Raw genomic sequence first — 21,851 nt, 5'->3', positions numbered from 1 at the left:
GCGCTTCACGCTGCTTGGGACGAGCTGGTAATGAGCAGCCCGGAGACGTTCAATCCCCACGAGAAGGAACCGTGCCTGACCGAATTACTGGGTCAGCATTTGTATGACACTAAGGCCATTCACAAACTCACGGGCCTGTGGACCTATGAGACGCGACGGGGGAAACTTCGACGCACCACGCCCAAAGGCGTGCGTATAGTCGAGCGCAAACGCACGGATATTCAGTATTTCTCCAACAAGGAAGATCCGGCCCTGGAGCTCGTGTTTGAGTTCAAGAAGCTGGGACACCAGAAGTCTCACCGCGACTATTACGTCGGCGAAGAGGGCATCCTGCGTTTCGTCACGGGTGAATACAGCCTGCGCCAGCCACTGGCCGTGATGGTCGGCATCCTGGTCACGCACGCGGACGACTGTGTGCCGCCGTTGGCCCAATGGCTCAACGGCTCGGAAGCCAAAACCTTGTTGTACATGGAAACCGTCGGCGGCAAGCAGACCCGTGCACCATCAGACTTTTTCCCTGACGAATCGCTATTCGACACCGAGCACCTGCGATCGCGTGAGAAAGCGCCGGCTCATGGCACTATCGTGATCTCACACATTTTCCTGGGCTTCCCAGGGCTGCCACGAGCATCCGTACAGCGCGGTCGGAAGCAAGCCGTTCGCGACGCCCTCGAGAGTTGAATAGCCCGGGCTCTGTTCGCCTGTGGCTCATGTATAACGCGTTCAGGACTTGATGCCGACTGATTCGTTCAGAAGGGTGGAGGTTGGTGCTCATGCAATGCCCCCAAAGCTAATCAAGAAATCCGTGCATGGCTAGCTGCACCGTCGACAGGGCATCGACACTACGGCCGGCAACGACCCATCCTGCAAGCGAGTCGCCCTCCTTACCAAGTTAGCAGATCCACTGTGCCGCATTAGGCTCATCGAGTCCCATTTCCAGGATGGCATCGGTGAGTTCCGGCTCGGCTGCACGGAGTTCATGCCAGACCACCAAGCAATCGACACAGTACGCCTCGCGCGAAGTATTGGCGCGTCAAGGGCAATGCGACGTTTTTCGTGCATGCGGATCCCCACAGCGATGTCTTGTGACCGAAGAAAACTACCGTGCGTGGGTCGCACCGAATGAGACGGTGCCGGAGGGTGTCGACCGATGCATATGGATGGGTTGGTCGCAACTCTTGCGACGATTTCAAGGGAAGCTATGTCACACAGTTTCCACGAGGATCGACCATGACCATGCCGAATGAAAGAACCCGAGCGTTGGTATGGGCTGGCGGCTTTCTGATTGAGCTTGCCCGGGATCGCAGTTTGCCACTTGATGTCAGGAGGAGCGCAGTTTCCATCGCACGACACTTCCCAACCCTTGAGGATATTTCGAGCATGGCGTTGTTATACCATCCGCTCGGATTTGGCCCGATGCTGAAGTCTCCAGATGAGGTCGATCCGGGGATTGAAGCGGGTCGCTTCGGCCCCCTTCGTTACTCCACTCGACTTGCTTGGCCGGAGGAGGCGTGAGTTGCCGAAGAAGTTGACGACGAGTTCGCGATCCAGAAGGACCAGCCCTACGCTAGGGCAACGTCGCATGACAACGTATCCGCATCTTCGTTGACCAGGTCGATCACGGTTTGAGAATCGTTCGGGAAGACCGTAGCAGGGGGACGCCCGTCAACCAACTTCGCGGTGATCACGTCATGCGCATTGGCTCCCCGAGGTGCCGCAGCATGCGGCGGCCTTTTTCAGTGCTTCCTTCATGTGCACGACTGCCGCGGGTGCGATAGGCGACGGCGCCTCGACAACACTGGCCGCGGCGGACACTGCCTTGTCCTGGGCCGCTCCCTTGGCGTTGACGCCACCCATTGGCGTCATCTCTGCGCGGATCTGTCGATCCTGAACTGACAAATGCCGCGCTGGCCGCGAGGTCGCCGACTGCCGCACAAGGGCGGGACGCAGGCAACGCAAGACCGGCCCGGCCCGTCAAGACTTCGCCATTGCCCAGAATTCTCTTAGGATGTCGGTAGCGATGCTCCGCCGACCCAACATCAGCGTGAAGCATCCTGATGTGTTAACGGGGGAAGAATATGGCGCTGTTAGAGGGGCGGGTGCAGGAGCAGTTGCTGCAGCTGCAGGCGTGGGTGGAGAAAACCGCGTGGGGCGAAGCCTATCAGTCCTTTCGCGAACTGCTCGATAGCGCCAGCCTCGATCAGCTTCGTCTATTGCAGCCCACGCTGCGCGGACTCGTGGATCAATTCCATAAGCGCAAACGGCGCGACTTGACGGAGCTGCTGGACCAGCGGCTGGAGCCGCCGGCACCGATCGAATGCGCCGCCCTGCTCGTGGCGTGGCAAAACCACCTGGATGGGCTTCGCGACAAGCACATCTTCCAGTGGAACACCTTCTATCGCGAGAGGATGAATTACATCCTTCAGGATGCGTACCGGCGCTTGCATGACGCGCCTGAGCGGGCGGAGGTGATTGATGGTTTGAAGCTGCTGTTCGCCAGGCACTCGACGGACATCTACACCCGCGGTTACGCGCATGCATGCGGCCGTGGCTTGGCGATTGAGGTCGTACATGCGAAGTCCATTCATGGGCTAAGGCAGTTCCTCTACTTGCTCATGGCGCTACTGGCTGAGCACCGTAACGTCATCCGCAAGGCGCACGACGCGGCCCTATCTTGGGACCTCATCTCAATGATGATCGTGGGTGTGCTCCAGGGTTATGCAGACGCCTCGTTTGACGATGTGCCCGGGGCGGCGCTCTTGGCCCAAGATCTGACCTCTTGGTTGCCCGCCCTTGGATTCGTGCGTGGCTCGGAGGCCCTCGAGCTGCTGGCTTCGCATCCGGGATTGTTCGACGAGCCTCTGCGCACAGTCGTGCCTGCGCTACTGGCCGTTCAGCACCAAACCAGCCGGGTGATGGGCGACCAATACGTGCTCCCACGGCTGAGTCGCGTGGGCATCAACGTGCCGCGTCTAGACCTCATTTATTCCATCGACGGGGTCAACGTCCCGCGTGACCTTCTGGTGTGCTGCTATTACAACGGCACGGTGGACGATACCCGATTGTTGGACGACAGCCTCGCTTTGCGTGCGGCACTCACCATGGCAACACTGGACAAGCCGGTTCGTGAATGGGTCGACAAGCAAGGACACGAGCAGGTCATCGACGCCTCTGCGACCCGTCCCGAGGCCAGCGATATCGAAAGCCTAGCTGAGCTCGCTGCGGTACCCCTAGGCGCTTACCTGGCGATCCAGCCCGGGACCATCGACGCCTCTCGTATCGTGACGAATCATGCCCGGGATTTCCCGCTGGACGAGCCACAGTCCCGTGAGCAGTTGACGGTCGAACGCTATAGCGTTCGTAAGGTGTTCCAGGATCTGCAGCGCGGCATCGGCGTGTTCGTCTGGTGCAGCGTCCGCCGCTCAGGTAAAACCACCGCAGCGCGCCGGCTGGCCGAGATGGGGCCGGAGACGCAAGTGATCTATCAGACCATGGACCATCAGCCGGCTGCGCTGGACCAGAACATCTTCGAGCGACGCGTCAGCCAGGCTTTGACCGCCGGCAAGATGGTTGAGCCGCATTTTTTTGAAAGCATTGTCGCCGAATGCCAACAGGCCCATACCCGGTTAGCTCCGGCCAAGAAGCAAGTCTTCCTGCTGGACGAGTACGAGAGCCTGTTTGGCCTACTGCTTCATCTGGGCAATCGCGATCCCTTGATCCGCTACGTCGTGGCTCAGCCGTTGCTGAGTCAGATGCTCGCCTTCTCACAGAAGAACGTGCTGATCTTCATGGGTCAACGTCCAGACGCTCACGCCATCTTCCTGGCTCAGAACCAGCTGACCCCTAACGTCCGTGAGCACAGCTTCCCGCTATTTAGCCACGAGCACGCGGCCGAGGGAGCCGAGTTCAACCAGTTCCTGCGCAATGTGCTCTCGCCACGCTTGCCCTTTACCGCTCCCTTCGCGGATGCGGTGTACCAGGAAACCAACGGTCATCCCTATCTGACGGTCAATCTAATGACCGATTTCTGCGACTGGCTGATCGTGAAGCAGGCCCACTATCCGGGAGAGGGCCTGCAGGCGCACACCTACAAGGACTTCGCAAGGGAGTGCCTCACGGTGGGACGGCTGGCACGCAGTCCGCATTACGGCCTGTTTCAGAACATGCTGGCCGAGTATCTCGGCGAGCAGTGCTGCCACGACACCCCTTGGCTGTACGCCATCACAGGAATTGTACGAGACATTGCTCAAGCCCATCCACAGAAGCTTCGCTGCACAGCAATGGCCTATCGCGGTATAGCAGCCAAGTACACCCTGGCGACCAATATCATGCCCGACCGGCTGCTGGCCCAGGCCAAGTTCGCTAACTTCCTCCGGGAGCATGGCGGCCAAGTGCTGTTGGGTATCCCGCTCATGGGGCGCCTTGCAGCCTCCGTTATGCCAAGGATCAACTGATGCAGTTCACCCCCGAACGCGTGCTTGAATGTGTCACGCAGGCCCCTTGGAATCCGGGGCAATGCCTTCGGCTGTTTTGGATTCAGGTCACAGACCAGCCACGTGGCTGGTTCGCCAAGGAGCTCCATAACGTCTCTGACGATGGTGAGGCCGTGATCGGGTTGCCCCTTCGAGACCCCCTGTTCACAAACAGCAACATCTTGATGAGCGATGCCAATCAGTTCTTCGATTTGCATCGGGAGCTGCTTGAGTCGCTCGCGCCCTGTAGCGTCAAACGACTGAGCATCGTTGTGGTGGCGACCACCGAATTCCGGTTGAGCCAGGGCGGTTCACCGGTGGCGTTGCCGCCTTGGTTTCCTGTGGCACCCTCGCGCGAAACCTACTTCGCGTTCGAAGATTTCGGGGCATCAGCTCTGGTGTTGCTCAATGCGCCCGAAGCGCGGATCGAGAACGTTGCTGAGCTGGTCTTTGATTTGGAATCGGCCTTGCTGGGCCGTCTTTATGGTCAGCTGGCCAGCCACAAAGCAGCCGTCGAGGCGTTGCTGGCGGAACTCCACGACGGGAACGCCGTCAACGCCACGAGGATTCTGAGCGATTATCGGATTCACCTCGACAGTATTTCCAACGTTCGAGGATATCGGCCTGGTGCCAAGAAGGACGTGCCCTCTTTAGTGTCTCAGCTGCTGCGGCGGATCGTGCGCGTCGATCCTAATAAACTGGTGGCCCTAGCTTGCAAATTGGCTCAAGCGCTTTCACTGCCGACTAATACTCGGCTTAAACCGGTCGCCTTCACCTGGTTACTTCGCGTCCCGCAGCCCATGGTGCGCGAGGTGATGAACGCACACGCCATTTTGCTGGCTCTACTTGCCGCCTATCAGGCACAAAACGCATCCGCCCATGCAGGCGAGTACGGCACCTATCCAGTGGCGCTCGTCTACCACGCCAGTATCGACCTGAGGCGATGCTTGAGGGAGGCGGCGGCAGCGATGACGGCACCCGCATAGGAGGTGGAGTCGATGGTGCGCTCGGCGATCAGAGTGCTGGTGCTGGATCCTGCTCCAACATGCCGCATGCAACACTCCGACCGCTGCCGAGCCATCAGTGAGCTGCATTGACCGGCTGAAATCGCCGTCGAAAGCGGAAAGACGAACGATTAACCCAAAGCCACGCCCACTGCGGTACGTGAGACACGCGCAGTGGTAGATGCCGACTGATTCATTCGGATGGTGTTGACGTCGGCGCTCGTGCAACGCCACCAAAGCTCGGGTGTATAGTGCGAGCCAGCCGCGAAACGTCGGCTTGCCCGCCCGCGCTGGCGAAGCTCGAAAAGCAACGTGAACTGCAGCATGGCTGCAGCTATGTGGTCGACCCTTTCCGGTTGCCGCAGGATTTGGTGTGCGGGCGCATCGATCGCTAGCGGCGCAACCAGGGAAGTGTCATGCGATCAAACTATTTTCCAGCCCAGATCGAGCAGCTCAAGCGCAAGGCGAAGCTTCTCGCTCGATCATCGAGCATCTCCCATAGCAAGGCCCTCGACCAAGTAGCCATCGAAGAAGGTTTCGCGAACTGGTCGTGGTTGATGAAGCGCAATCGAGATTTTGTTCCCTACCACTTCGAGCGATCTGAGGAAGCTTGGAAGGAAGCGCTGCGTCCAACCAAGGGTGGTGAAGAACGTAGGCCGCAAACGTTCGGTCAGCACCTGAAATCCATCCACGCCAACTTCGTGTCACCGTGGCATGCGACCCAGTTTGCCATCGACTACATGCAGTCGATCCTGTCGCGTCCCCGCTATCGGATCAATAGCAACAGCTTGGCGATGGCGGAGATGCGATGGTGGTTACCCTACGTGGTTCACGAGGTCGTGGACGACGTGGGAGACAGGATTGTCCTCAATCGGCACTACAAGCCGGTTGGCTATGTGGTGAACGATCATGTCGACTACAGCCAGTTCGGCAACCTGCATGCGCGTCCAAGCTTCGACCAGCTCAGGAGGTTTTCGAACAAGGGCGCGGGGACAGGCTACCTGTTTAACGATGGCAATCCGCCGTGGCGGAACCGAAAAGACGCCGTCGAGTATGTCGGCAGGTTGGAACGCCTATGCGAGGCGCTTGGTGACGCTGATCCGGAGGAGCAGTCGCTAGGCTGGACCTACACGCAGAATGTCATCTATGAGGAACTGGTGCCGTGGGCGCGTTTTCCGACGTGGCACACGTCGCATCCTGCAGACGAGAAGCGACTGGACGCGGTGATTGCATCTCTGCGACGGCGCGTAGGTCAGCGGCTGCGCGAGCAGGATATCCGGGCAGCGCTTCTCCAGCATCGCAGGGGGAATGTTGAAATCCTGGGTGGAAAAATATCGGATAGCAGGCTTGAGTCCTATGTGCAGCGAATCAGGGCCCTGGTGAACGAGTCGACCTAGGACTATCACGATAGCTCCGGTTCCGGACGAGCAGATGCGGCTTTCGGCCGAGGGCGGCATCGCCGCACGGACGATCTCCCCATGCAGATGAATAACTGGTTGGATGGATGAGCTACCGCTGGCGCCCAACGGTCGAAGGTGAATGGGAGTACGGCAACATCACCTTTAGCCGAGGCCCCGACTTCTTGCGATAGGCGCGTGGCAAAAGAAACCCCCGGAGTGAACTCCGGGGGTTGTAGCGTTCCTTGCGGGTCGATATCAACAGATTAACTGAACGCCTAGACTGGAGGGGCCGCTTTTTTTGTGCCGCCAGACATCGATCCTTCGTCACCGTGTCATCCCATGGCGCTACGTATTGTCAGCCTAGGCCTCGGGTTGTAGGGGAGGGTCGGGATTTCACATCGAAATTACGCCCCCTTGGTTCACGATATGCTAACGTCAACGTCACGGAATCAGGGGATGTCCATGAAACGCCTTAGTGTTCTAGTTGTGCTTTTCCTGGCAGCTATGGTAGCCGGCTGCGCTTCGGTGGCGCCGTCGACCCAGCCGCCGAAGGTGAATCCTGACGCCATGGCGGTCAAGGACTACCGCATCGGTGTCGACGACCAGCTCCAGGTCACCGTGTGGCACAACCCGGAGCTCAGCGTGTCCGTGCCGGTGCGCCCGGACGGCAAGATCACCGTGCCGCTGATCGGCGACGTGCAGGCGGGCGGCCAGACGCCCGAGGAAGTGGCCGCGACGATCCGCGACAAGCTCCAGGCCTACGTGCGCGACCCCCAGGTGGCGGTGATCCTGACCCAGTTGCGCAGCCACGAGTACCTGGCCCGCGTGCGCGTCACCGGCGCCGTGCGCACTCCCGTCTCGCTGCCCTACCGCCCCGGCATGACCGTGCTCGACGTGGTGCTCGCCGCCGGCGGCGTCACCGAGTTCGCCGCGCCGGACCGCACCGAGCTGTTCCGGCATGCCGGCCAGGGCGACAGCCAGGCGTATGCCGTCCGGCTGAGCAAGATCCTCAACAGCGGCGATCTCGGGACGAACTATCCGCTGCAACCCGGTGACGTGATAACGGTACCCCAGCGCAACTTCTGAGAAGAGGCTGCGGGGCTCAGGAAGAGGCGAGCGCCATGAACGAACAACCGGTATCCATCCAGTCCCTGCTGCCCGTGTTGCTGGAGGAGGGCCGCCGCCGTCGCGTCGCGCTGGCGCTGGTCTTCGCCGCGATCATGCTGGCGGCGCTGGTGCTGGGCCTGCTGTGGCCGAAGAAGTACGAGGCCTCCACCACCATCCTGGTGCAGGAGAGCAACATCATCGCGCCGCTGATGAAGGGCGCGGCCACGCCCACCGGCACCACCAACCGCGCCGACATCGCGCGGGCGGTGATCCTCAGCCAGAAGGTGCTGGACAAGGTGCTGGCCGAGGGCGGCTGGCTGGCCAGCCACCCCAACCCGGTGGAGCTGGACCGCATCACCAACGGCATCAAGTCGCGCACCCAGGTGCGGTTCTCGCGCGACAACCTGCTGACGATCAGCTACCACGACTCCGATCCCGCGCGTACCTACAAGGTCACGCGCCTGTTCGGCCAGCTGTTCATCAGCGAGAGCCTGGCCTCCAAGCAGCGCGAGAGCCGCGACGCGTTCGAGTTCATCAACAGCCAGGTCGAGGCCTACAAGCGCAAGCTCACCGGCGCCGAGGACAAGCTCAAGGTCTACCGCGAGAACAACGTCGATGCGCGCCCCGGCACCGAGGCGGCCACCGCCGCGCGCATCAACGAACTCCGCGCCCAGGTGGAGAACACCCGCATGGACGTGATGGAGAAGCGCTCGCAGGAAGCCTCGCTGGCGGCACAGCTGTCGGGCGAATCCGCGGTCTCCGCGGTGCAGACCACGGCCAGCCTCTACCAGGCGCAACTGGCCGACCTGCAGGCGCAGCTGGACAAGCTGCTGCTCACCTACACGAACGACTATCCCGACGTGGTGCGCGTGCGCCACCAGATGCAGGACCTGCAGCAGCAGCTGGCGCAGGCCGAGCGCAGCCGGCAGAACCCCGGCGGCAGGTCTCCGTCGCTGGGGGGCAATGCGCAGTTCAACCCGCTGTACCAGCAGATCAAGAGCCAGCTCGCCGACCTGCGCGGCCAGATCGCCGCCGGCACCGCGCGGATGAACGCGAGCCAGGCGATGCTGGCGTCCGAGCTGGAGCGCAGCCGTCGCATCGCCGGTTCCGAGAATGCAACGGCCGAGCTCACGCGCGACTACGACGTCAACCGCGACGTCTACCAGGACCTGCTGAAGCGCCGCGAGAACGCGCGCGTGTCGATGGACCTGGACGCGAACCAGCAGGGGCTCACGTTCGCGGTGCAGAACCCCGCGCTGATGCCGCTGATCCCCACCGGGCTGCGTTTCCTGCACTTCGCCGTGGCCGGCACCCTGCTGGGCCTGGCGCTGCCGCTGGGGCTGCTGTTCGGCGTCGCGCGGTTCGACCCGCGGGTGCGCTCGGCGGAACAGCTGGAGCGGCTCACCGGCCTGCCCGTGCTGGCCACCGTGCCCTACTACGCCACGCCGCAGGACAAGCGCCGCGAACAGCTGCGCAACCTGATGCTGGCGACGATCCTGGCGGTCGTGGCGGTATCCTACTTCGCCCTGTTCGTGTTCAAGCTCAAGGGGGCGGCATGAAGCCCGATGAATCGATGTCCGGCACCGTGCTGCAGGCCGGCGAAAACGGGGCGGGCGAGATCGACCACCTGCCGCAGCAGGTGTCCGCGCACACCATCGCCCTGATGGCCGAGCCGCGCGCGCTGGCGCCGCGCCAGCTGGAGGAGCGTCGGCTGGTGCACCGCGAGGCTTCGTCGCGGAAGGAATCGGACACCTTCCGCGAGATCCGCACGCGCCTGCTGACCATGGCCGGACCCGGCAACTTCGTCACCCTGGTGGTGGCGGTGAGCCCGCGCTCGGGCGCCAGCTTCGTGGCGCGCAACCTGGCCGCCGCGTTTGCGTTCGACGAGGCGCGGACCAGCCTGCTGATCGACTGCAACCTGCGTTATCCGGAGCAGCACCACGCGCTGGGCGTCGATGCGGCCAACGGCGGCCTGATCGATTTCCTCGAGCATCCCGCCCAGGGCATCGCCTCGAAGATCTACGCCACCGGCGTGCCGCGCCTGCGCCTGATTCCGGTGGGGGACGCGCGCGAAGCCAGCGGCGAGTACTTCTCCTCGTTCCGCATGCATGCGCTGCTGGATTCCATGCGCCACCGTTATGCGGACCGCTACCTGTTCCTAGACGGACCTCCCGTCAAGGGTTCGCCGGACGCGCGCATCCTTTCGGAGCTTGCCGACTTCGTGGTGTTGGTGGCCGGCTACGGTCGCGACACGCCGGCTGCGATCAGCCAGGCGGCGGCCCAATTCGAACCGGAGAAGCTGGCCGGCGTGGTGTTCAACCAGGTGCCTTGAGGCCCCGCGGCGGCTGCGGGTTCCGGTCGGGGGGCCGGACGCAGGCCATGGCCGCGCAACATATGCAGGAGCGCCACCCATGTCCTCGACCATCCGGCTCGCCCGTGCCGTCTCGCTGGCGCTCACGCTCGCCGCAACTCCGGCGTTCGCCGGACAGTTCGACTACTCGTTCTACGGCGGCGTCGAACACAGCGACAACGTCACGCTCAGCGGCCCGGCGCCGGTGAGCCAGTGGGTGCTGGTGCCCGGCTTCGGCTTCGATTACATCCAGCAGGGCGCCACGGTGCAGGCGCGCGTGTCCGGCGCCGCCGAATACCGCAATTACATGGGCAACACCTATTCGGACCAGAAGGTCGGTTCGCTGGCCGGCCAGGTGAACTGGATCGTGCTGCCGCAGCGGCTGGACTTCGTGGCGCAGGATTACGCCAGCGTGCAGCCGATCAGCGCGCTGTCCAGCGACGCGCCCGGCAACCAGCAGCAGACCAACGTGCTCACGGTGGGCCCGACCCTGCATTTCGACCTGGGCAGCGCGACGCGCGGCCAGGCCGAGCTGCGCTACATCAACAGCCGCGCCTCGCGCACCACCCAGTTCGATTCCTCGCGCGGCGAGGCGGCGCTGCGCCTGATCCGCGACGTTTCGCCGACCAGCCAGCTTTCGCTCAACCTCGAATCGCAGAAGGTCAACTTCGACGATCGCGAGGAGGTGGACTACAGCCGCGACCAGGCGTTCATGCGCTACACGCGCAAGCTGGCGCACCTGGACCTGGACGCGTCGGCCGGCTGGTCGCGGATCCGTTTCCAGCGGGGCTACGGGTCGGTCTCCGATCCGATGGGGCGCATCGCCCTGACCTGGCACGCCAGCACCCGCAACGAGTTCGGGATCGCCTACACGCGCAGCTATTCCGATGCCGCGCAGGATCTCATCAACCTCGCCGGGCCGCCGACCACCGGCACGCCGACCAGCCCGCCGCTGGGCATCCAGACCGGCGTGGCGGTGATCGGCAGCGGCGTCTACCTCGAGCAGCGCCTCGAGGGCCACTACGACTACAGCAACGAACGCCTCACCGCGAGCCTGTCGCCCTGGTACAACAAGCTGCACTACCTGGAAGGGTTGCAGCCCGACCAGACCGGCCGCGGCGGCGCGGCCGGCCTTGATTACCGGATCAGCCCCCGGCTGACGGCCTCCGCCTTCGCGAACATCGAACGGGTGACCTACACCACGCTGCTGGGACGCCGCGACACGACCACCAACATCGGCGTGGCCGTGCGCCAGTTCATGAACAGCCACTGGAGCTGGCGCGCGTCGCTGGTCAACCGCCGCCGCACCAGCAGCGCGCCGGGGCAGGGCTATCGCGCGAACGAAGTCTACGTCGGCTTCGTCTACCAGCGATGACCCCGGCATCGGAACCCTGCCAGTTCGGTCGCGATGGAGCGCTGATGGGGATGTACCACGGCGTTGGCGGCCACGCTTCCGTGGGCATGCTGCTGTGTCCGCCGTTGGGGCAGTCGCTGCTGCGCACGCACCGGCTCTATCGCCAGCTGGCCACCGGCCTCGCCGCGCAGGGCGTATGCGCGCTGCGTTTCGACTATCGCTGCAGCGGCGATTCGGCCGGCGACAGCGGGTCGCTGGACTGGCAGAACTGCGTGGCCGACATCCGCCAGGCGGCGGCCGAGCTGCGCGTGCGCAGCGGCTGCAGCATGGTGATCGGCTTCGGCGCCCAGCTGGGTGGCAGTCTGGCGCTGGCGGCAGCGCCGGCGGCGGGCTTCGCGCAGCTGATCCTGTGGGACCCGGTGCTGGACGGCGCGAGCCACGTGGCCGAACTGGATGCCTGGCAGGAAACCCTGCGCAACGATCCGCTGCACTACGTGCGTCCGCGCAGCGCGGAAGAGGCCGGCGGGCAGTGGCTGGGTTTCCCGGTCAGCCTGCACTGGCGCGCGCAGGTGGCCGCATGGCGCGCCGCACCGGTTCGGGTGCCTACCCTGATCGTCGATTCGCTGCAGCAGCCGGAGGCCGGCCGCTGGTCGCCGCTGGCCGAGGCCGGCGCGCGCGTGGTCGCCATGCGGCCAGGCACGCAGTGGGGCGACCTGCACCGGCTGGAGCACGCCATCCTCGCGCCGGACCTGCTGCGCCTGGTCGTGGATGCCGCAGGGCAGCCGGCATGATGCCGGAGCGCGCGTTCCGCTTCGGCCGCGCCGGGCATCTGGTGGGCATGGTGGGGTTGCCGACCGGCGCCCACGGCGCGGTGGGCGTGATCGTGCTGAACACCGGCCTGATGCATCGCGTGGGCCCGTTCCGCCTGCACGTGGACATGACCCGGCGGCTCAACGCGCTGGGCTATCCCACCCTGCGCTTCGACCTCTCCACCATGGGCGACAGCGGCGCCAGCGCGGAAGCCGCTTCGCGCGAACAGCAGGTCCGCGCCGACGTCGGCGACGCGGTCGCGCTGCTGCGCGCCCAGACCGGCTGCACGCGCTTCGTGCTCGTCGGCCTGTGCCGCGGCGCGCAGAGCGCGCACGCCGCGGCCTGCACCGAACCGGCCGTGGCCGGGGCGATCTTCCTGGACGGCTACATCTACCGCACCACGGGTTTCAAGCTGCGCCACTATCTGCCGCGGCTGCTCAGCCCGGCGCGCTGGCACGGCTTCTTCGCGCGCAAGCTGCGCCAGGCGGTGGCGCCGGAGGAGGTCACCTTCGGCAGCGTCTATCCGCCGAAGGAGCAGGTGCGCGGCGAACTGGCCGCGATGCTGGCGCGCGGGCTGAAACTCTACTTCGTCTACAGCGGCGGCATCGGCGAGCAGTTCAACCATCCGCGCCAGTTCCGCGAATGCTACGGTCGCGAGGTGGCCGACCATCCGGCGCTGCGCATGGACCTGCTCGACGGCACCGACCACACCTACACCCTGGTCTGCGACCGCGAGCGCATGTTCGGGCATGTCGAGCGCTGGCTGAAGGAACAGTTCCCGCCGCCCGCGCCCCGGGTGGCGGCCGGCTGAGCTACTCCGCCGCCGCGCCCGCGGTGGCCGGCGCCGGGGCGCGCATCCTGTGCGGCGGAGGCGGCAGTTCGAAGTCGCGCCAGTCGTCCGGGTTGCCGCTCTTGCCGGCTTCGGCGGCCTTGATGATGTTGTACATCTCGCGCGCGGTGACGTAGTGCAGCACGTGGCTGGTGCCGTCGTTGTACGCGCGCTCCAGGTGCGCATGCATGCGTTCGGCCGCCTCGCCCAGCAAGGTGTCCATGTCGCGTTCCTGGGTGCCGTGGGTGTGCACCTTGACGAAGATCCACTCGGGCCGCCCTTCGACGTGGACGCCGGTGCGCACCCAGTGGTCCACGCGTGCCGGCGTGGGCGGGCAGCCGCGGCGCACGTCGGCGTTCTCGATGCGCGGCATCACGCCCATGCGCCGTTCGCGCCAGTTCAGGCCCAGCGGACCCTGCACGATCATCAGGTCGCCGCTGGGCGAACCGCCCACGCGCACCGGCACGCCGGTGTCGTGCGATTTCGGGCGCAGCGGATCGTCGGTGGCGTAGTAGATGCTGTTGACCATCCGCGTCTGCGTGTCGCTGGGCGCGGAGGGCAGGGTGAAGTCGGCGTAGCAGCCCAGCTCGCGCAGCAGGATCAGCTCGTTGTTGATGCCGCACCAGCGGCCGTCGGCGCGCGAGTTGTCCAGGCACCAGTTGCCGTGGATGAAGCCGAAGCGCAGCTGGCCGGTGCGCGGGTCGCGCGGCAGCGCGCCGTGGCGTTCGTGCAGCAGTTTGTTGAAGCGGTCGATGGTGGCGATGAAGTTCGCCGGCGTGTCGTTGTCGTGGTGCAGGTGGATCTCGATCTCGCCGTAGCCCTCGGCGCAGAGCGCGGCGATCTTGTCGAGGTGTTCCTCGACGTATTCCTCCTCGGGATAGAAGAAGCTGTGCTGCGGCGGCCGCCCGTCGGCGTCGCGGTGGCGGCCGGCGAGGGCGCGGTAGTCGTGGCACCAGCGGTCGACGCGGGCGCGCTGGGTGGCCAGGTCCACCCTGCCCCAGTTCGGCTCGAAGTGGTCGACGAAGGCGAACATCACGTGCACCGGTCCGCTGGCCGGACGCGGCGGCGGCCGGCGGCGCAGGTAGCTGCCCAGCCAGATCTGCATGTTGCGCGAGCGTATCGCCAGCGCCACCGCCGCGACGGCGAGCAGGGCCAGCGCCAGGACGACGAGTACGACGATCTTCATGGCTGCGCCTCCGGCAGCAGGCCGAGCAACTGCTCGGCGTTGTTGCGCCACTGCCGCTCGCGCACGATGTAGTCGCGGGCGGCGGCGCCGACGTGCCGGCGTTCCTCGGGCTGGGTGGCCAGTTCCAGCACGCGCTGCACGCAGGCCTGCAGCTGGCGCTGCGGGAACAGCCAGCCGGTGCGGCCGTCGCTGACCACCTCGGCCACCGGCGCGTAGTCGGGCGCGACCATCGCCACGCCCATCGCCATGAACTCGAACAGCTTCACCGGCGAACCGTAGTGGTTGGAGTCGGGCAGCACCGCGTAATCCATGCAGGCGATCCAGGCGGGAATCTCGTTGTGCGGCACGCGTCCCGGCAGCAGGATGCGGTCGGCCAGGCCGTGCGCCTGCACCAGCGCGCGCACCTCGGGCAGGCTGCGCCCGTCGCCGACCAGCACCAGCACCAGTTCGGGCGTCTCGGCCAGCCGCGCGGCCACCGCCTCGACGAAGCCGTTGACGCCGTGCCAGTGCACGAAGGCGCCGACGTAGCCGCACACCACGCGCCCCGCCACGCCGCGCTCGGCGCGCAGGCGTTCGCGGTCGTGCCGGGCCGGATCGAAGCGGGTCAGGTCGGCTGCGTTCGGCGACACCACCGAGGGCGCGATGTCGCCGTAGGCGGTCTCGGCCTGCTGCTTGAAGTAGCTGGAGATGAACACCAGCCCGGTGGCGTTGCGCAGGCACCAGCGCTCGATGCGCCGCGCCAGCGACTTCAGCCGCAGCGGACGCACGCGTTCGACCAGGGCCGAGTCGTTGATCTCCAGGATCACCGGGATGCCGCGCCGCCGCGCCAGCCACACGGTGGCGCACAGGAACAGCGAGTAGCGCTCGTAGACCAGTTGCGGCTTGAACTGCGCGAACACACGGCGCATGCGCACCGCGGTGACCAGGTTGTAGCCCAGCTCCAGCATCTCGAACAGCACGCCCGGCATGCGCGAGACCAGGGCGCCCAGGCGCCCCTGCCGGCTGGGCTGCGCGGGGCCGGCGGGCTGTTCCTGCTCCGGGTCCGCGCCGGGGAAGGACAGCACGCGGACCTCGTGGCCCAGTTCGCGCAGGCCGCCGACCACGCCGCGGATGTGCACGCCCTCGACGTCGCGGCCGCGCGTGCGGTGGTGGTAGAGGATCCTCATGCCGCCACCGGCGGCAGCGCGCGCAGGCTGCGGCCGGCGCCGCGCCAGGCGGGCAGCAGGCGCGCCAGCACCTGCGCCGCGCAGTCGCTGTCGTCGTGCATCAGCAGCACGTCGCCGTCTTCCGGCGGATGGCGTTCCAGCCGCGCGGCCAGTTCCGCGGACGGCCGCGACTGGTAGTCCAGGCTGTCGTAGGACCAGTAGGCGAGGTTGCGGCCGCGCCGCGCGAACGCCAGCAGCAGCGACAGCGACAGGTCGCCGCGCGGCGGCCGGAAGCGCGGCGGGCCGCTGCGGTCGAAGTCCGCCAGCAGGCGGTCGGTGCGTTCCACCTCGTCCAGTTGCGCGCGCAGGTCCAGCTGGCGGAACAGCGGATGGCTGTACGAGTGGTTGCCCACGGCATGGCCCTCCGCCACGATGCGCTCGACCAGCGCGGGATACCGCTCCACCCGCTGGCCGACCAGGAAGAAGCTGGCGCGCGCGCCGTGTTCGCCCAGCAGGTCCAGCAGCCGCGGCGTGTGCTCGGGATGCGGGCCGTCGTCGAAGCTGAGGTAGAGCGCGCCCGGATCGCGCGGGCCGTGCACCAGCACCAGGCGCTCCGGCAGCAGGCCCAGCAGGTGTTGCCGCATGGGGCGCTGCCTCATCGCAGCACCTCCGCCACGGCCACGGCGGGCGCCGCCTGCTGCAGGATGGCGTCGAGCTGGTCGATGTTGGACTCCCAGTTGAAGCTGCGGGCGTGTGCCGCGATGGCGGCATGATCCCATGTCCGGGCCGCCGCTTGCGCCAGCGCGTCGGCCAGCGCGGCGCGGTCGCCCAGCGGCACCAGCCGCCCGGCGTACTCCGGCACCACCTCGGGAATGCCGCCCACGCGGGTGGCCACCACCGGCGTGCCGCAGGCCATCGCCTCCAGCACCACGTTGGGCACGCCTTCGTTGTGGCTGGGCAGGCACAGCAGGTCGGCGGCGCGGAACCAGTCGGCCAGCGACGCGTGCGGCATCGCGCCGGCGAGGCGCACGCGTTCCTCGATGCCGAGCGCGCGTGCCTGCGCGACCAGCAAGTTGCGGCACGCGCCTTCGCCCACGTAGACCAGGCGCGCCTCGGGCTGCGTCGCCGCGAACGTCGCGAAGGCTTCCAGCAGGTCCAGGCAGCCCTTGCTCTCCTTGAGGTTGCCCACGTACAGCAGCAGCGGACCGGCGATGTCTTCCAGGCCCAGCCGCGCGCGCGCCTCGCCGCGGTCGCCGGGGGCGAAGCGGCCGCCGTCGACGCCGTTGTAGATCGTGTGCACGCGCGCCGGGTCCACGCCCAGCGCGACGGCCTTGGCGGCCAGCGCCCGGCTCACCGCCACCACCGCGGCGGCGGCGCGCAGGCTGGCCGCGATCTGCGGCCGGCGCAGCGCGTGGGTGGCCTGCACGTTGAGGTCGCTGCCGTGCACCTTCACCACACAAGGGATGCCGAGCAGGCGCGCCAGCCCGCCCGCCGCCACCGCGTCGGGGTATGCCCAGCTCGCCAGGATGCAGTCGTAGCCGGCCGCGCGCAGCCGCCAGCCGCGCTGCAGCAGCAGCGACAGCAGCCAGCACGCCGCATGCAGCGCGCGCCCGAAGCGCGGCGGATAGACGAACACGAAATGGTCGGTGCGCAGCCCCGGCACCTGCACCTCGCCGCGCCGCCCGCGCAGGCGTTCGCGGAAATCCACCGCGGTCAGCACGTCCACCGCGTGGCGCCGGCCCAGCCGCTCGAACTGCTGGCGGTTGAACGCGCCGCGCAGCGGGTCCCAGGGCGTGGGAAACAGGTTGGTCAGCACCAGCAGCTTCATGCCGCCGACCTCCGCGCCTCGTAGAGCGCGGCGTAACGCACGGCCATCGCCTCCAGCGAGCCGCTGGCCTCCATCATCGCGCGTGCGGCCGTGCCGTACCGCGCGGCGCGGGCCGGCTCGCGCAGCAGCAGCAGGATCGCCTGCGCCAGCGCATCGACGTCGCGCGCCGGCACCATGCTGCCGGTGCTGCCGTCGCGCACGATCTCGCGGTTGCCGCCCACGTCGGTGGCAACGATCGGCAGCGCGGTGGCGGAGGCTTCCAGCAGCGCCATCGAATAGCCCTCGCTCACCGAGGACAGCACGAACACGTCCAGCCCCTGCAGCAGGTCGCGCACGTCGCTGCGGTCGCCGAGGAAACGCACGGCCGCCGCCACGCCCTCGTCGCGTGCGCAGGCTTCCAGTTCGCCGCGCAGGCCACCGTCGCCGATCAGCACCAGCGCCGTGTCCGGCAGTTGTTCGTGCACGCGGCGGAAGGCGCGGATCAGGTTGGCCTGGTCCTTGGCCCAGTTGAGGCGACCCACGGTGCCAACCAGGCGCGTCTGCGGCGGCAGCCCCAGCGAGGCGCGCAGGCGTTCGCGCGCGGCCGGCGAGGCGACGGTGAATTCCTGCACGCGCAAGCCGTTCGGCACCACGCGCAGCTTGTCGCGCGGCACCAGGCGATGTTCGAGGGCGCCGTCGCAGGCGGCCTCGCACACCATCGCCACCGCGTCGGTGCGGGCGAGGCTGGCGCGATAGAGCATCTCGGCGCGGTTCCAGCGCTGCATGCCGCCCATGCCGTGGCGGGTGTTGACGACCTTGCCCACGTCCAGTCCCACGCTGGCCAGCACCGCGAGGTAGTGCGCCACCGCGTTGTGGCTGTGCAGCACCTCGGTGCGGTGGTCGCGGATCAGCCGGCGCACGCGCGCCAGCGCGCCGAAGTCGATGCCCCTGCCCTTGTCGCAGGCGTGCACGGGGATGCCGGCGGCGTCCAGCTCGGGCGCCAGCGAGCCGCGCTGGAACAGGCACACCACCTGGCAGCGGTGGCCTTGCTGGTGCTGCAGCATGACCAGGTCGATCACGACGCGTTCCAGCCCTCCGCGGTTGAGGTTTTCCACGACGTGGGTGATGTTCATCGATGCGTTCAGGGCGTTCATTCGTTGAGGGCGGAGACGGTGACGCGCAGCTTGCCGCTGGGCGTCAGGGGAATGTCTTCGACGAGGCGGCAATCCAGCGTGACGCCGTCGCCGACCACCTTGGCCAGCTCGCGGCGGATGTAGGCCAGCGAGTCGTCGTCGAAACGCTCGTCGCAGACCATCGACAGCTCCAGCCGGTCGAGCCGGCACTGCACCAGCTGGAAGCGGCGCAGGCCGGGCACGTCCTTGAGCATGTGCGGGAAGAACTCGCCGGGCAGCAGGTGGCCGTCGGGCGTGCGGATCGCGTCCAGCTTGCGGCCGTCCACGTGCGCCAGCAAGGGCAGGCCGCGCCCGCAGGGGCAGGTCTCCGTGCTGGCCGTGGCCATGTCGCCGTTCGCGTAGCGCAGCAGCGGCATGCCGTAGTTGGACAGGTCGGTGAGCAGCACCTCGCCGCTGGCGCCGGGCGCCGCGGCGCCGTGCAGCTCCACCACCAGGTGGTCGGCGTTGACGTGCAGGCCGTGCCGCTGCTCGCACTCGGAGGCGATCAGCATGACCTCGCGGCAGCCGTAGGTGTTGTAGGCCGGGCAGCCGAACGCGCGCTCGATGATTTCGCGCTGGAACCCGTGCAGCGCCTCGGCCGCGCCCAGCACCGACGCCGGCCGCGCGACCTGCCGCTGCTGGTCCAGCAGCCATTGCGCGAGGCGCACCAGCGGGCCGACGTAGCCCACGATCACCTCGGGCCGGTAGGCGTCGATCGCGTCGGCGTACTCGCCGAGGTTCGCGTCGGTCATGTGGAAGCTGTTGAGCATGCGGCGGCCGAACGCGGCGTGGTAGATCCGCTCCTTCAGCTGCTTCACCGGATGCGGCTGGCCCACCGCGCCGCCCCACAGGAACAGGGTGCGCCGGCCCATGCGCGCGCCGGCCCAGTCGTAGCCGCGCCACATCACCGCGGTGCGCCGCTCGTTGCTCTCGCGGGTGTAGCCGAAGCGCATCGGCTGGCCGGTGGAGCCGCCGGTGGCCTTGTACAGCAGGCGGTCGTGCCAGCCGTCCGCCTTGAACTCCTCGAAGTGCTCGCGGATCTCGTCCTTGCCCAGCACCGGCAGGCGCGCGTAGTCGTCCAGGCTGCGGATGTCCGCCGCCGCGATGCCCAGCTCGCGCCAGCGCTGGCGGTACCAGGGCACGTGCTGTTCGCAGTGGCGCAGCAGCTGCTGCAGGCGTTCCAGCTGCAGCGCGCGGATCCGTTCCGGCGCCAGCCACTGGTCGCGCTCGTAGGCGGCGATCCATTCCATGGTGCGGCGGCGGCGCAGGCCGGTCTCGTAGGCCGGATACAGCACGCGGCGGAACAACTGTTCGTAGGCGCTCATGGCCGCTGCTCCGCCCGCGTGCCCGACCAGTCCAGCAGCCGCCCCAGCACGAGCGGGCGCCCCGCGGCGAAGCGCCGGTGCAAGTCCTTCAGCTGCTCGATGTCCGCCAGCGTCCAGCAGCGCAGCCACAGCGTGAGCAGCGCGTAGGCGCCCAGCAGCAGCGGGCCGCCCAGCAGCAGGGTCGCCAGCGGCGGCAGGCGCAGCGGCAGCACCAGCGCGGCGACCCCGCCGGCCAGCGCGGCGGCGAGCAGGATGCGCCCCAGCCGGCGCCAATCCAGCGGCTGGCCGCCCACGCGCATGCCCAGCAGCAGGTAGGCCCCGGAACTCACCACCGCGGCGACCACGATCGCGGTCATCGCCCCGTGCAGGCCGTACGCGCGGATCAGGGTCACGTCCATCGCCATCTTGAACACGCCGAACAGCAGGGTCAGGGTGAGGATCACGTGCTGGCGGTCGGCGCTCACCAGCAGGCTGGTCGCGCCCTGCGCGGAGGTATTCAGCGCGCTGGCCAGCATGCACAGCGCGAACACCGGCGCGGCTGCGGCATAGGCGTTGCCGTACAGCAGCCCGATCACCGCGCTGGCGAAGCAGGCGCCGAACGCCACCATGGGCGCGCCGAGCAAGGCCAGGTACGAGGTCGCCGCCACGAAGCGGCGGCCGCCCTCGCTGCGTCCCTCGCTCAGCGCCTTCGCCATCATCGGCAGCAGCACCGCGCTGAACACGCCCGGCACCAGCAGCATGATGCCGCTGGCGAGCTGGTAGGCCACCTTGAAGTAGCCCGCCGAGTCGGCGCTGGCGAACATGTTGAGGAACAGGATCTCCACGTCGCTGGCGATCACGAAGCTCACGATGATGGTCAGCGAGACGATGCGCAGGTGACGGCGGATGCGCTGCAGCAGCTCCGCCGGCAGGCTGCCGCCGCGCGGCAGCGGCGCCAGCAGCCGGCGCACCTGGTACTGCGAGGCGAGCAGGAAGATCACGCTGGAGGCCGAGTACATCACCACGAACCACAGGATGTCGCCGTGCAGCAGCATCGCCGCGACCACCAGCGCGAGGTTGGTGGGCGCGGCGATCAGGGTGATGCGGGCGGTGGCGTCGAACGCCTCGAAGCCCTTCGCGATCGACACGTTGAACATGTACGGCGCGCGCATGCCCACCGCGGCGGCCAGCAGCGCGAACTCCAGCGTGCCCAGTTCGGCGGCATAGCGATGCCCGAACAGCAGGAACAGCGCCAGGCCCAGGCCCAGCACCACCACCAGGTGCCAGCGCTGCACCATGCGCATGTGGCCCAGCATCGGCCGGATCAGTTCCGCCTGGCGGCTGCCGCGCAGCTCGGCGACGAACTTGATCACCCCGGTGGTGATGCCGGAGTTGGTCACCACGATGCCGATCGCGGCGAACCAGATGAACATTCCGTAGATGCCGTACTGGTGCGGCCCCAGGTGGCGCGCGATCAGCACGGCGCAGACCATGCCGAGGAAGTACTCGACGTAGAGCCCCACCGAGGAGAACAGCGTGTTGCGCAGCGCGAGCGAGCGGGAGTTCATGGCGTTCACAGCAGGACCGCCACCAGCATGTACAGCGCCACCACGGCCGCCATGGCGATCGGCAGCCAGCGCCAGCCGCTGACCGACAGCGTGAACAGCGGCAGCGACTCGTGCTGCTTGCGCATGCTGGTGTAGTGGCCCACCACGATCGCGGCCAGCGTGTACAGCATGATGTTGTAGCTGCGGCTGAGGAAGAACGCGGCCAGGAAGAAGCCGCACAGCGCGCAGAACAGGGTCAGCGAAAGCGCCTGCTCGGCCGCGTCCCCGCGCACCGCGGCGGCGGCGTCGGCCACCTTCGCCGCGGGCGGCGGCGGTAGCGCGGCGGCGACGCGGCGAAGGTGGC

Annotated in this window: 18 protein-coding genes and 1 pseudogene; 11 read left to right on the top strand and 8 right to left on the bottom strand. The window is 67.1% G+C overall.

Annotated features, from left to right (window positions below):
* Positions 1–30 precede the first annotated feature (30 nt).
* From PCA_RS15480 to PCA_RS15430, 11 genes are all read left to right on the top strand, one after another.
* Positions 31–681: a Fis family transcriptional regulator gene (locus PCA_RS15480; protein ID WP_181303510.1), complete on the top strand. Its 651-nt coding sequence runs from the start codon at positions 31–33 to the stop codon at positions 679–681.
* A gap of 549 nt (positions 682–1,230) precedes the next feature.
* Complete coding sequence (locus PCA_RS15475) at positions 1,231–1,515, top strand: BPSL0761 family protein (protein WP_181303509.1); 285 nt, start codon at positions 1,231–1,233, stop codon at positions 1,513–1,515.
* Between the two features lie 563 nt (positions 1,516–2,078).
* On the top strand, positions 2,079–4,454 hold the full coding sequence (locus tag PCA_RS15470) for a hypothetical protein (protein ID WP_181303508.1): 2,376 nt from the start codon (positions 2,079–2,081) through the stop codon (positions 4,452–4,454).
* Positions 4,454–5,458, top strand: coding sequence for a hypothetical protein (locus PCA_RS15465; RefSeq protein WP_181303507.1), 1,005 nt, complete (start codon positions 4,454–4,456; stop codon positions 5,456–5,458). The genes PCA_RS15470 and PCA_RS15465 overlap by 1 nt, the downstream gene beginning before the upstream one ends.
* Positions 5,459–5,892: 434 nt before the next feature.
* Positions 5,893–6,873 carry a hypothetical protein gene (locus PCA_RS15460; RefSeq protein ID WP_181303506.1) on the top strand — a complete coding sequence of 327 codons (981 nt, stop codon included), beginning with the start codon at positions 5,893–5,895 and terminating at the stop codon, positions 6,871–6,873.
* Positions 6,874–7,428: 555 nt separating this feature from the next.
* Complete coding sequence (locus tag PCA_RS15455) at positions 7,429–7,962, top strand: XrtA/PEP-CTERM system exopolysaccharide export protein (RefSeq protein WP_343204478.1); 534 nt, start codon at positions 7,429–7,431, stop codon at positions 7,960–7,962.
* A gap of 35 nt (positions 7,963–7,997) precedes the next feature.
* A complete protein-coding gene (locus PCA_RS15450) occupies positions 7,998–9,542 on the top strand; it encodes an XrtA system polysaccharide chain length determinant (protein WP_181303504.1) in 1,545 nt (514 codons plus the stop codon).
* The gene (locus tag PCA_RS15445) at positions 9,539–10,315 is read left to right on the top strand and encodes a polysaccharide biosynthesis protein (RefSeq protein ID WP_255436912.1); all 777 of its coding nucleotides are present in this window, start codon (positions 9,539–9,541) and stop codon (positions 10,313–10,315) included. Before PCA_RS15450 ends, PCA_RS15445 begins: the two co-directional genes overlap by 4 nt.
* Before the next feature lie 79 nt (positions 10,316–10,394).
* Entirely contained in the window at positions 10,395–11,708 is a 1,314-nt protein-coding gene (locus tag PCA_RS15440) for an outer membrane beta-barrel protein (protein ID WP_181303503.1), read from the top strand.
* A 50-nt stretch (positions 11,709–11,758) separates the two neighbouring features.
* Positions 11,759–12,478, top strand: coding sequence for an alpha/beta hydrolase (locus PCA_RS15435; protein WP_181303502.1), 720 nt, complete (start codon positions 11,759–11,761; stop codon positions 12,476–12,478).
* A complete protein-coding gene (locus PCA_RS15430; protein ID WP_255436911.1) occupies positions 12,475–13,308 on the top strand; it encodes an alpha/beta fold hydrolase in 834 nt (277 codons plus the stop codon). The genes PCA_RS15435 and PCA_RS15430 overlap by 4 nt, the downstream gene beginning before the upstream one ends.
* 1 nt (position 13,309) lies before the next feature.
* Here PCA_RS15430 and PCA_RS15425 read toward each other — a convergent pair whose 3' ends face one another.
* The 8 genes and pseudogenes from PCA_RS15425 to PCA_RS15390 all read right to left on the bottom strand — a co-directional run.
* Positions 13,310–14,512, bottom strand: a complete 1,203-nt coding sequence (locus PCA_RS15425) for a hypothetical protein (protein WP_181303501.1) — start codon at positions 14,510–14,512, stop codon at positions 13,310–13,312.
* The gene (locus tag PCA_RS15420; protein ID WP_181303500.1) at positions 14,509–15,678 is read right to left on the bottom strand and encodes a glycosyltransferase family 4 protein; all 1,170 of its coding nucleotides are present in this window, start codon (positions 15,676–15,678) and stop codon (positions 14,509–14,511) included. Before PCA_RS15420 ends, PCA_RS15425 begins: the two co-directional genes overlap by 4 nt.
* A complete protein-coding gene (locus tag PCA_RS15415) occupies positions 15,675–16,316 on the bottom strand; it encodes a polysaccharide deacetylase family protein (RefSeq protein ID WP_181303499.1) in 642 nt (213 codons plus the stop codon). Before PCA_RS15415 ends, PCA_RS15420 begins: the two co-directional genes overlap by 4 nt.
* On the bottom strand, positions 16,313–17,485 hold the full coding sequence (locus PCA_RS15410) for a glycosyltransferase (RefSeq protein ID WP_181303498.1): 1,173 nt from the start codon (positions 17,483–17,485) through the stop codon (positions 16,313–16,315). The genes PCA_RS15415 and PCA_RS15410 overlap by 4 nt, the downstream gene beginning before the upstream one ends.
* On the bottom strand, positions 17,482–18,597 hold the full coding sequence (locus PCA_RS15405) for a glycosyltransferase (RefSeq protein ID WP_181303497.1): 1,116 nt from the start codon (positions 18,595–18,597) through the stop codon (positions 17,482–17,484). Before PCA_RS15405 ends, PCA_RS15410 begins: the two co-directional genes overlap by 4 nt.
* A 17-nt stretch (positions 18,598–18,614) precedes the next feature.
* Positions 18,615–19,961 (bottom strand): phenylacetate--CoA ligase family protein, encoded by a 1,347-nt coding sequence (locus PCA_RS15400; RefSeq protein WP_181303496.1) that lies wholly within the window; start codon positions 19,959–19,961, stop codon positions 18,615–18,617.
* Positions 19,958–21,508 (bottom strand): oligosaccharide flippase family protein, encoded by a 1,551-nt coding sequence (locus tag PCA_RS15395; protein WP_181303495.1) that lies wholly within the window; start codon positions 21,506–21,508, stop codon positions 19,958–19,960. Before PCA_RS15395 ends, PCA_RS15400 begins: the two co-directional genes overlap by 4 nt.
* A gap of 5 nt (positions 21,509–21,513) precedes the next feature.
* Positions 21,514–21,851 (bottom strand): annotated as a pseudogene (locus PCA_RS15390) (O-antigen polymerase); the annotation flags it as partial.

The organism is Rhodanobacter sp. PCA2 (assembly GCF_013620825.1).
Taxonomy (GTDB): domain Bacteria; phylum Pseudomonadota; class Gammaproteobacteria; order Xanthomonadales; family Rhodanobacteraceae; genus Rhodanobacter_A.
This window is presented reverse-complemented; position numbering and strand designations above follow the sequence as displayed.